We start from the raw sequence: 11,488 nt of genomic DNA, 5'->3' as shown, positions 1-11,488 counted from the left end.
TTGCTTTTCCTTTTCCATCTCTCGCTCCTTCGCGTTGTCGATGGGTGGGGAAATTTCAGATGCCACAACTGGGGATTATTGGAGTGCCACTGACAGAACTGGCAGGCCTCGCCGAGCGCGAAGGCCAGCGGGATGAAGGCGTTGGTCGCAGCCCCTTGGCCTTGGCCTTGGCGCCAGGCGCGGATGAAGTCGGTCACGCGGCTGTAGCCGCCTTCGTAGCCGGCCGCCTTGATCTCGGTGTAGAGGGCTCGGGCTGTGCGCCGCTGCTGTCTTGGTCGCCGGGCATCGACCGTCAAGGCCTGACGCAGCGCCTCGTGGAACGCCGTGAGCTTGGTGGGCTGCTCGCCGCGTTGGTGCTTCGGCGGGCCGTCGACCTGGCCGTGCAGCCACTTGGAGACCGTGTTACTCGACAGCCCCGTGATGCGCGCGATCTGGCGCTCAGACTTGTTGCCCCGGCTGTAAAGCCGCCGGATTGGTGTCCATGTGATCACTCCTCTTCCTCTGCTGCACAAAAAAGCAGCAGAGCAGGTTGTTCACCTGGCTCAGTTTTAGGTCGGCAGACCCTTCAAAACTGGCTCAAATTTCGGTCTGCGCCAACACCCCTGCGCCCGTACAGGTCAGCACATCCGTTGTGCGCGAACGAGATGAACTGCGCCGCGTCCGCGGAGCGCTTCGCTTCGAAGATCGCCGTGGCCGTAAACACGACGGGGGGATGCGGCGTTCACTCGGTGCGGCCGATACGACGAACTCGGGGTGGCGCACGGGACCTCGTGAACCTGCACTCGCAGAAGCGGCTGCGCGAGCGTCATAGCGTCGAACCGCGCCTCTTTCTTCCGTATCGACTATTATGAGAACGATTCTCATCTTTGCGCGAGTCATGCCATGGTCGTCGCCCCATGCCCGTCGCACTCTCTTCCTTCAACACCTCCGAGCACAAGAGCGTAGAGCAACTCTACCGCGACCACCACGGGTGGCTGCAGTCATTGCTTCAACGCAAGCTGGGTGATGTCCAGCATGCGGCAGATTTGGCGCATGACGTGTTCATGGCGTTCATCCGCCCCAGTAAAGACACGGCAACGGTAGAAGGTTTACGCGAGCCCAGGGCCTATCTGCGCACAGTAGCCCATGGATTGCTGGTGGACCATTTCCGCCGGCAGACACTGGAGCGCGCCTATCTGGAAGCACTGGCGCACCAGCCTGAGCCCTTGGCCTGCTCCCCCGAAGAGCGCCTCATGGTGCTGCAGGCGCTGCAACGCATCGATCAGATGCTGGATGCTCTGGGTTCACGCGCCCGCGAGGTCTTCCTCCTATCGCAGCTGGAACACCTTACCTACGACGAGATTGCGCGGCGCATGAACGTGTCGGTACGAACCGTCAAGCGCGACATGCAGGCAGGATTCGCCCTTTGCATCGCGGCGATGATATGAGCGCGGACGCCGGCCCTGCCGCGGATCGGGCGCAGCTGGCCCAGGAGGCCGCACACTGGATGGTGCTACAGCACGCGGGCGAGCTGGATGAAGACCGTCTGGGCGCCTTGCAGCTCTGGCGTGATCGCAGTCCTGATCATGAGCGTGCCTGGCAGGCTGCGCAAGAGCTGCGTCTGCTTTTGGCGCAGGTGCCTCAGGAGATAGGTCTCACAACGCTGGGCGCTGCGGGCCAGGCACGGCGTCACGCGGTGCGGGGCGTGCTCACCGTGGCTTTGACCACGCCCGTCGCCTGGTGGATGTGGCGCGTCTTCGGCCGCGAATGGGCGGCGGAATATCGAACGGCGGTGGGCGAGCGCCGCACGGAAACGCTGGCTGATGGCAGCCGCATCTGGCTCAACACGGGCAGCGCCGTCAACGTGCGGTTCACCGCCACCGAGCGGGCGCTTGAGTTGGTCGCCGGGGAAATGCTAGTGGAGACCGCGCATTCCGATCCGCCTTTGCCTCCACTGGAAGTCGTGGTGGATGCGGGCCGCGTGCGCGCACTGGGTACACGCTTTCTGGTGAGGGAACTGCAGGACGCGCGCTGGCGCGTGGCCGTTCTGCAGCATGCCGTGCGCATCCAGCCGGCGCGCGCAGACGCCGATCAAGCAGTGGAGTTGCCCACGGGCATGCAGACCGAGTTCGACGGGCGTGGTGTGGGTGACAAACAGGCTGCGGACGACAACGATGTCTCCTGGCGCGATGGAGTGCTGGTGGCGCGCAATATGCGGCTGGTCGATCTGACGGCGGAAATCGCCCGCTACCGGCGTGGCATTCTGGGCTGTGCGCCGGAAGTGGCCAACCTGCGGATCTCCGGCGTGTTCCAGCTCGACGATACGGACCGAACGCTGCGGGCGATTACGGAATCCCTTTCCCTCACGATTCGCGAACGCACCCGGTACTGGGTCACGCTGACCGCGAAGTCGGAAGACTCCTGAAGAACCAGGCATTTCCTGCAGAGCCAAGGTGGGCCTCTCACAGGACTGGATCTAGAGGTCAGCAAGGCGGTTGAACATGCCGCCCCAACGGCACGAAGGTTCCTGACGTAAGGCGCCGAAGCCGCCGACATGCTGATCGGTCGACCTGCATGGCCCTTTTCCAGGGCTGCTTCGACAAGGGAATAAGCGCCAACTTTCAAAGCGCGTCGCCACTCCCTGGAGCAACGTTCTCATGCATACCTCGCTGCGCAAGGCCTCGGGCCCTGCCCCTGCCCGCCCGAAGCAGACCTTCAACCCCATTGCATTGGCTGCTGCGCTGTGCACGTTGGCCACGCTGAACGCCGCCGCACAGCCGGTGGCCGCGCCGACGAAGAGCGCCGCCCAGGACACAGCGCAGGCATTCAACCTGTCCGCCGGCCCGCTCGACGCTGCGCTCTATGCCTTTGGCAGCCAAGCCGGGATCACACTCAGCTTTGAGCCCGCGCTGGTGGAGGGTATCCGCACGTCAGGTCTGCAAGGCCGGTTCGAAACCGAGCAAGGCCTGGCCCTGCTGCTGCGCAACACCGAGCTCCAGGCGGTGCGCAGTGCCAGCGGCGCTTGGCAGTTACAGCGCAGGGCTCAGCCGCCTTTGGGGCAGGGCGAAGCGTCCCACACCCTGGAAACCGTGGTGGTGACAGGGAACGCCGAAGCAAGTGCCCTCACCGAGGGAACGGGCAGCTACGCACCGCGCCAAGTGACCGTGGGCACCAAGGTGCCCATTCCATGGAAGGAGGTACCTGCGTCAGTCTCCGTGGTCACACGCCAGCAGATTGAAGACCAGAACCTCATGACCGTGGAAGACGCGCTACGGCAGGTGGTGGGCGTGACGACGTTTCCCTATGGCGACGGCACGGCCTACTTCCAGGCCCGCGGCTATCAGTCTGACGTGCAGTACGACGGCATTCCCGCCAACAACGGCCTGCAATACCTCAGTCAGTTCGATCTGGCCATGTACGACCGCATCGAAGTGCTGCGAGGTCCCGCGGGCGTGTTGCAGGGCGCAGGCAGCCCCGCAGGCACGGTGAACATGGTGCGCAAGCGTCCCACGGCAGAGCCCAGCATCGCGGGCACCCTGTCGGCGGGTTCTTGGGGACGCGGCCGTTCGGAGCTGGACATCTCCCGTCCTCTCAATGAGAGCGGCAGCGTCCGCGGACGCGTCGTGTTGGCCGGCCAGAGCTACGGCACTTTTCTGGACGAAGGCCGTGACCGCAACCTCATGGGCTACGGCGTGATCGAGGCCGATCTCACGCCGGACACCATGCTCACCCTTTCCGCCACAGCGCAGAAAAGACATGACCGCGGCATCGACTACGGCGTGGGCGCCCATGCGGATGGCTCATTTGTGCGCCTGCCACGCTCCACTTTCTACGGCACAGACTGGAGCGGCGCCGACAACACCACCACGGAGTACTTTGCGGAACTAACCCACCGCTTCAACAGCAACTGGCAGGCCAAGGTGGTGTATCTCGACCGCAGCGTGGATGGTGACTCACGCTATGGCTATGTGAATCCCGGCCCGGGCTTCAACTATCACTCCCGCTACACCTTGCAGGCGCAGGACGGCGACACGCTATGGCGCGGTCTCGATGCCAACATCTCAGGCAAATTCAATCTGGCTGGAATGAACCACGAAGTCGTGGTGGGCTTCAATCAGGCTTGGCGTCGCCAGACCTCGCTCAGCGGCAATGTGCAGATCCCCGACGTGGACCTGCGCAACGTCCAGAAGCCGGAACAACCCATTCCGTTCAAGTTCGGATCCAACAGCCGCAGTGAGCAGTCCGGCGTCTACGGGCAGCTGCGTACACACCTCACCGATCGGCTGACCCTGACGTTAGGCGGGCGCCTCAGCCGTTTTGAGAGCCGCTCGCAGAACATCCTGCCCACGGTCGGCGCCTGGCAGAAAGATCCGAGTGTCGGCACCCAGTTCACGCCGCAGGTCGGCCTGGTTTACGACCTGCAGCCAAACATCTCCGTGTACGGAAGCTACACCGAGATATTCCAGCCCCAGACGCAGTTGGCTGTGGGCAACGCCGCTCTCAAGCCGCGTGAAGGCAAGCAGTACGAAGTGGGTGCCAAGGGCGTGTTCCTGAACGGACGACTGAACGCTTCCATTGCCGCGTTCCAGATCAATGACGAGAACCGCGCCGTGGCCGATCCAAACAATCCCACCTTTTATATGGCGAGCGGCAAGGTGCGCAGCCAAGGCTGGGAAATGGAAGTGGCGGGCCGCATCCGTCCGGGCTGGGACATTTATGCCGGATACACGCGCCTGCTCACCCGTTATGTGGACGACCCCACTCAGCTGGGCGCGATCTACTCGGCCGAGGAACCGCGCAACAGCTTCAAGCTGTGGACGCGCTACGAATTCCAGGACAAGGCACTGCGGGGCTGGTTCCTGGGCGCGGGTATGCGCGCGCAGAGCACAACCAGCCGCGGCGCCGACCCGCAACGCGGCTACGCGGTGTTCGATGCACAGTTCGGCTATCGCATCAACAGGAATCTGCTGGCCACCGTCAACGTGAACAACCTCTTCGACAAGGCCTATTACGCCCGCGTTCCTTCGCGCTTCTACAGCGTGTGGGGTGAACCGCGCAATGTAATGTTCACTCTGCGTGCCAGCTACTGATGCAAGGTGAGCGACAGAGCCTGAGCCGATGGCTGCGATGACTGCAAAGGCGCTGCAACGCTGGTTCTGGATCCACAGGGTCTCCAGTCTGATCTGCACACTGGCCATGCTGCTCGTGTGCATCACCGGCCTTCCGCTCGTGTACTCGGACGAGATCGATGACTGGCTCCATTCCGTGCCGCGGGAAGTGGCCGGGCTCCGCGCGGACATCGACGCCGTCGTGGCCGATGCACTGAGCCGCCATCCAGGATGGATGGCCCGAGTATGTAGTGCGCGACGATGAGGCGCCGGTCGTGCTCATCGGCATGAAGAGCGCGCGGGACGCCGCCGGCAGCCGCGTGCACAGACTGCGTTACGACGCCCACAGCGGCAAACTCATCGGCCAGGTTCCCGCTGCCGGTCAAGGCGGGCTCGACGTCGGCACGCTCATGCACATCATGCGCGGACTGCACACCGACCTGTTCGCGGGCCTGGTCGGAGGCATTTTCATGGGTGTCATGGCGTTGCTGTTTGTTCTGGCGAATGTCTCCGGGCTGCTGCTGTACGCACCCTTCATGAACGGCCGAAAGTTCGGCACCGTGCGTCGCGAGCGTAGCGCGCGCATCGCCTGGCTGGATCTGCACAACCTGCTCGGCATCGTTTCGCTCGCCTGGGCACTGCTGATGGGCGCGACAGGCGCCTTCAACCAGTTATCCAAGCCGTTGTTCGCCCATTGGACGGCCACGCAGGTGCGACCGCTGGCGCTGCAACTGAGCGCCGAGGCGCAAGGCGGAACACCGTCCCCCGGCCAATGGACGTCGCTCGACGCAGCCATCCACGTTGCCGAACAGGACCTGCCAGGAGTCCACATCGGCACCATGCTCATGCCCGGCAGCCAGTACGGCAGCCCCCATCACTACCTGCTTTGGGCCGCGGGCGACACGCCGCTAACCTCGCGCATGCTGCAGCCCGTGCTGGTGGATGCCTCCACTGGCAAGCTCAGCGCGATCGTCCACATGCCGTGGTATCTGCGCACACTGGAGCTCTCGCGCCCGCTGCACTTCGGTGACTACGGCGCCCTGCCGCTCAAGCTGCTGTGGACGGTGCTGGACGGCGTCACCGTGATTGTGTTGGTCAGCGGCCTCTGGCTATGGTGGGACAGGCAGCGCCGCGCGAGTGTGAAGCGGTGACGATGATCGCCGTGGCACGTCGTTGACGATCGATACGGATGTCACGGACCGGCACTGATGCGGCCGTTGACGGCACACTCAGAAAGACGAACAACGGCTTTGGGCTCTGCGGCATGGATGTCGTGGCTGGCACGATCCGCGCGACCGGATCTAGATCCATCAATAGAAGTCATGGAGGCCGCAGACGGACATCTCCCGGGATGTTGGTCTGCGGCTTCTTCATTGCCCTGCCTGGCTTGGCCCTGAGGCACGGAGCCGTTCCGATCGCCGTGGCGCACGTCCCGCAGTAATTCGCGTCAGGGCGATTCATGATCGCTTCGTCGTGATGGTCTGCTGAGATCTGGCCTGCGGTGCGCTCCGCTGCGCGTCGTACTCTGTACGTATCGAAGGACCGTGCAGCCAGCCCGCAGCCAAGGCTCCGCAGTGGGATAGGGCAGGCGGATCGGCTGTTCGCGTCGAGGACGCAGCCTGGACGCAACAGGCCGGCGCAGTGCCGCTAAGTGCTCAGCTTGCCGACGAATCGCTGCGATCGCACAGGTAGCTGATAACGACGTCAGCGGCGTGCTTGAGCCGTGCTTGCTGTCGCTCGGCAGCACCTAGATCGACTCCGAGCACATAGGACAGTGTGTAGCGGTTCGTCAGCGCGTACGAACCGATGCCCGAGATCGACACGTACAGGTCCACCCAGTCGGCATCCTGCCTGAAAACGCCTTGTGCCTTGCCGTCCTCCAAGATGTCCTGGAGTGCCTCGCGCAAAGGGTTGAACATCTCCGAGATCACCTTGGATTTGCGAATGTGCTTGGCCTTGTGCAGGTTCTCGTTGGACAACAACTGCAGGAAGTCCGGCTGGTCGATGAAATGCTGCACCGTCTTCTGGACGAGGTCGCGCATGTCCTGCACCGGATCGCCAGACCGTTGCAATTCGTTCTGCCGTTCTCGCATGGCGCCGTAGGCACGCTCCATGACTTCGATGAACAGCGCTTCCTTGCTGTCGAAGTAGTGGTAGATGAGGTTCTTGCTGATCTTGCAGCGCGCCACGATGGCGTCGATCCGCGTGCCCTCGAACCCGTGCGCTGCGAACTCGCGGCTGGCCATCTTGAGGATCTTCTCCCGCGTAGCGACCGCGTTCCGCGGCTTGGGCTTGCGTTCAGTTGCCGGTGTCTGGGTCATGGATCGGTTGCTCTGGGGCTCGCTTGGCGCCTGGTCAGTCTACCAAGCAGGTTGTTGAAAGCTCGCTTGCGCCCGTATCGACATCACCCTTGACACCGGCGCAAAACGGCTCGTACATTGGCACACAACTTGACTAGCCAGTTAGTTAGTTAATCACTTCGGAAGCATTTTCAACCAAACCACAGCGGAACCTCATGGCCACTGCACTAAACCAGAGCAAGGGCGCACGCGTAGGGTGCGACATTGGCGGAACATTCACCGACATCGTGCTCGCGATGCCCGACGGGCGGTTGTTCGTCAACAAGACCTCGACCACGCCGGACAGCCTGGGCCGGGCCATCGTGCAAGGCCTGCAGTCGCTGATCGACCAAGCCGGTATCCGGCCCGAAGACATCACGGAAATCGTCCACGGCACGACCACCGCCTCCAACACCATCCTGCAGAAGGTCGGTGCCAACACCGGCGTGCTGACCACCGAGGGCTTTCGCGATGTGCTGGAGATCGGCCGCATCCGCACGCCCACCATGTTCGACTTGGCCTGGAAGAAGCCGCAGCCGCTGGCCACGCGCCGCTGGCGTCGGGGCATCCGCGAGCGCATCGCGGCCGACGGTAGCGTGGTGGCCGCGCTGGACGTGAACCAGCTCGTGGAGGAAACCGGTGAGCTCGTGGCTGAAGGCGTCAACGCCATCGCCATCTGCTTCCTGAATAGCTACATCAACCCTGCGCATGAGCTGCAGGCCAAGACCGTGCTGCAGAAGCGCTTTCCGGGTGTACTGTTCAGCGTCTCGTGCGAAGTGCTGCCTGAGATCAAGGAATATGAGCGCACCAGCACCACGGTGGTCAACGCCTACATCCTGCCGGCCATGCGCACCTACCTTGCGCGACTGCGCGAGGACCTCCAAGCCATGGGCATCGAGGCCTCGCTGCAGGTCATGGCTTCCAACGGCGGCATGATGGGCATCGGCGCGGCCAGCGACAAGCCAGTTTTTGCAGTGGCTTCGGGGCCGGCCGGCGGCGTGGCCGGCGCGGCACGCATCGGCGCGCTGGGCGGCAACGACGACATGATCGTCTTCGACATGGGGGGTACCACGGCCAAGGCGGCCATCGTCGTCAAAGGCCAGCCATCGCTGACCAACGAGTACGAGTTCCGCGACGGAATCAGTGCACCGAGCCGCTTCGTCAAGGGCGGCGGCTACGTGCTCAAGGTGCCGGCGATCGACATCGCCGAGGTCGGCGCCGGCGGTGGTTCCATCGCGTGGATCGATGCTGGCGGCTTGTTGTGCGTAGGCCCCGAGTCGGCCGGCGCCGCGCCGGGGCCGGCTTGCTACGGCAAAGGCAATGACCGTCCGACCGTCACCGACGCCAACATGGCGCTGGGCTACCTGAATCCGCAGGCCCTGGCCGGGGGCAGTCTCCCGGTCGACCCCGCGCTCTCGGCGCGGGCCATCGACAGGCATGTCGGCGGCCCGCTCAAAATGGACACGCTGGCGGCGGCCCACGGCATCCGTCATCTGGCCAATGTGAGCATGGCGCGCGCGATCCGTGCGGTCACTGTGGAGCGCGGCCTGGATCCGCGCGACATGTCCATGATCGCCTTCGGTGGCGGCGGCCCGCTGCATGCTGTGGCCGTGGCGCGCATCCTGGGCATCCGGCGCGTGCTCGCGCCCATCATGGCCGGCGTTTTCTGCTCGGCCGGCATGCTGTCAGCCGACGCCGAGCACAACTTCGTCAAGGCGGTGCTGCGCCCGCTGGACGCCTGCGTGCACGGCGACCTCGCGCGAATCCTAAGCACGTTGGACGACCAGGGCTACACCGTGCTGTCTGGCGAGGGATACCGCGGATCTGCCGCGCGCGTGTCGCACTATGCAGATGTGCGCTACCTGGGCCAGAGCTCTGAGCTCACGGTGCCGCTGCGCAGCGCTGCCGTTGACGGAGAGGTACTTGCCCAGCTGGCCGCCGACTTCAACGCGCTGTACCAACAGACCTTCGGCTACAGCAGCGAAGAGCCACTCGAGCTCGTGAACCTGCGCGTCAGCGCGCACGGCACCAGCCCGCACCGGCTGGACTTCGGTCAGTGCCGTGTGGACACCAGCGCGCTGCAGGGCACGGAGGGGGAGCGCCAGGTCAGCTTCGCGCCGGGCGAGGCGCCGCGAACCACCCGCGTCATGCCACGCGCTGGCGTTGGCGCTGAGCGGATTGCAGGACCGCTGGTCATCGAGTCCTACGACACCACCATCGTCGTCCCGCCTGGCTGTTTCGCGCATGCCGACGCCATCGGCAACATCATCATCGACATCGAAGAGGCATCCGCATGAGCCGCGCCATCGACCCCATCACTTTTGCCGTCGTCAAGAACGCGATGGATTCCATCGTGGACGAGGTGGCCTACACCGTGCTGCGCACCGCGCGCTCGGAGATCGTCAAAGATGTCATGGACTACTCCGCTGCGATCTGCGACCGGCATGGCCAGATGATTGCGCAGGCCAAGACGATCGCGCTGCACCTGGGCGCCATCCCCGAGGCCATGGCCGAAGTGCGCAAGCGCTACGGTGACAGCCTGCAGCCGGGCGATGCCGTGATCGTCAACGACCCCTATCAAGGCGGTATGCACCTTCCGGACATCTTCATGTTCGTGCCCTTCTTCTACCAGGGTGAGATCGAGGGCTTCTGCGTGGTGATCTGTCACCACACCGATGTCGGTGGCCGCGTGCCGGGCTCCAATGCGAGCGACTCCACCGAAATCTACCAAGAGGGCCTGCGCATACCGGTGCTCAAACTGTATGAAGCCGGCCAGGTCAACGAGACCATCGAGCGCGTGATCGCGCAGAACGTGCGTGTGCCCGACCGCGTGTTGGGAGACCTTCGCGCGCAATACGCGGCCTGCCAGGTCGGTGTGCGCGAGCTCGGCAAGCTGTTGGACCGCTATGGCCGCGACGCCAGCCGCAGCTACTTCGCTGAGCTGCTGGACTATGCCGAGCGCCTCACGCGCGACGAAATCCGTCGCTGGCCCAAAGGCACGTTCAGTTTCGAGGACTTCATCGACGACGATGGCCTGTCCGACGCGCCGATTCCGATCCGCGTGGCCGTCACGGTGCATGAGGACCACGTCAGCGTGGACTATGCCGGCTCGTCGCCGCAGGTGCGTGCGGCGATCAACTCCACGTTGTCGTACACCAAGTCCTGCACCTACCTGAGTGTGCGTTGTGCGCTCAAGGGCGACGTGCCCAACAACGCCGGGGTGTTTCGCTGCATAGAGGTCACGGTGCCCGAGGGCACGGTACTGAATCCGGTGTCGCCAGCGGCCGTGGCCGCGCGTGCGCTGACCGGCTACCGCGTGTTCGACGCCATGCTGGGCGCGCTGGCACAGGTGGTGCCTGACCACGTGCCGGCCGCCGGCGAAGGCGGCAACACGGTGGTCTGCCTGTCAGGCAAGAAGGACAGTGGAGAGGCCTACATCATCGTCGACATGATCTGCGGCGCCTGGGGTGGCCGGCCCAAGAGCGATGGCATCGAAGCCATCACCAACGCTTCGCAGAACCTGTCGAACACACCCGTAGAAACGCTGGAGGCGCAGCACCCCGTGCGCGTCGAAGCCTACGAACTGGCGGCCGACACCTGCGGTGCAGGCCGCTACCGGGGCGGCCTGGGCATCCGGCGCAGCTACCGCGTGCTGGGCGACGACGTATTGCTGCAGCTGCGCGCCGACCGCATGAAGTTCCGCCCGTATGGCCTGCAGGGTGGCCAGCCCGCGCAGGCGGCGCAGAATCTGTTGGACCACCAGGGCGTGGTCCAGTCCCTGCCCAGCAAGGTCGGCCGGCAGATCGCGCGCAACGATCTCGTGACGCACATCCAGCCTGGCGGCGGCGGCTTCGGGGATCCGCTGGCACGTCCGTTCGATGACATCGAGCAGGACGTCTGGGACCACAAGCTGTCGGCCGCCTTCGTGCGCGAGCACTACCTTGCCGTGGCAGATCCACACACCGGCAAGATTGACCGAGAGAAGACGGCAGTGCTGCGCAACGCTGCCTGACTCTGCCAGCACCTCTGGCTTCGCCCCACCTTCGAACTACCCCTGAGGAA

9 protein-coding genes are annotated in these 11,488 nt (G+C 64.3%); 7 read left to right on the top strand and 2 right to left on the bottom strand.

The annotated features are described in order from the left end of the window. On the bottom strand, positions 1-491 hold a 491-nt coding region (locus ABIC63_RS28835), incomplete at its 3' end, for an IS21 family transposase (protein ID WP_502935929.1). 405 nt (positions 492-896) lie between these two features. Here ABIC63_RS28835 and ABIC63_RS28830 point away from each other — a divergent pair. The 5 genes from ABIC63_RS28830 to ABIC63_RS28810 all read left to right on the top strand — a co-directional run bounded on the left by ABIC63_RS28830 (position 897) and on the right by ABIC63_RS28810 (position 6,238). Next, the gene (locus tag ABIC63_RS28830; RefSeq protein ID WP_354322314.1) at positions 897-1,427 is read left to right on the top strand and encodes a sigma-70 family RNA polymerase sigma factor; all 531 of its coding nucleotides are present in this window, start codon (positions 897-899) and stop codon (positions 1,425-1,427) included. Then, a complete protein-coding gene (locus ABIC63_RS28825) occupies positions 1,424-2,404 on the top strand; it encodes a FecR domain-containing protein (protein ID WP_354322313.1) in 981 nt (326 codons plus the stop codon). The genes ABIC63_RS28830 and ABIC63_RS28825 overlap by 4 nt, the downstream gene beginning before the upstream one ends. Before the next feature lie 232 nt (positions 2,405-2,636). Next, positions 2,637-5,069 (top strand): TonB-dependent siderophore receptor, encoded by a 2,433-nt coding sequence (locus ABIC63_RS28820; RefSeq protein WP_354322312.1) that lies wholly within the window; start codon positions 2,637-2,639, stop codon positions 5,067-5,069. A gap of 28 nt (positions 5,070-5,097) precedes the next feature. Next, positions 5,098-5,352, top strand: a complete 255-nt coding sequence (locus ABIC63_RS28815) for a PepSY domain-containing protein (RefSeq protein WP_354322311.1) — start codon at positions 5,098-5,100, stop codon at positions 5,350-5,352. After that, positions 5,339-6,238: a PepSY-associated TM helix domain-containing protein gene (locus tag ABIC63_RS28810; RefSeq protein ID WP_354322310.1), complete on the top strand. Its 900-nt coding sequence runs from the start codon at positions 5,339-5,341 to the stop codon at positions 6,236-6,238. Before ABIC63_RS28815 ends, ABIC63_RS28810 begins: the two co-directional genes overlap by 14 nt. A 504-nt stretch (positions 6,239-6,742) precedes the next feature. On the opposite strand, the gene ABIC63_RS28805 is transcribed toward ABIC63_RS28810, so the two are convergent. Continuing rightward, positions 6,743-7,408, bottom strand: coding sequence for a TetR/AcrR family transcriptional regulator (locus tag ABIC63_RS28805; RefSeq protein WP_354322309.1), 666 nt, complete (start codon positions 7,406-7,408; stop codon positions 6,743-6,745). A gap of 194 nt (positions 7,409-7,602) precedes the next feature. Here ABIC63_RS28805 and ABIC63_RS28800 point away from each other — a divergent pair, with 194 nt between their 5' ends. Both ABIC63_RS28800 and ABIC63_RS28795 read left to right on the top strand, forming a co-directional pair. Continuing rightward, positions 7,603-9,723: a hydantoinase/oxoprolinase family protein gene (locus ABIC63_RS28800; RefSeq protein ID WP_354322308.1), complete on the top strand. Its 2,121-nt coding sequence runs from the start codon at positions 7,603-7,605 to the stop codon at positions 9,721-9,723. Then, the gene (locus tag ABIC63_RS28795) at positions 9,720-11,438 is read left to right on the top strand and encodes a hydantoinase B/oxoprolinase family protein (RefSeq protein ID WP_354322307.1); all 1,719 of its coding nucleotides are present in this window, start codon (positions 9,720-9,722) and stop codon (positions 11,436-11,438) included. Before ABIC63_RS28800 ends, ABIC63_RS28795 begins: the two co-directional genes overlap by 4 nt. The last annotated feature ends 50 nt before the right edge of the window (positions 11,439-11,488 follow it).

It is taken from the genome of Pseudacidovorax sp. 1753 (assembly GCF_040544975.1).
In the GTDB taxonomy this organism is placed as follows: domain Bacteria; phylum Pseudomonadota; class Gammaproteobacteria; order Burkholderiales; family Burkholderiaceae_C; genus Xenophilus.
Note: the sequence above shows the minus strand (reverse complement) of the source record. Positions and strands in the feature narration are given on the sequence as shown.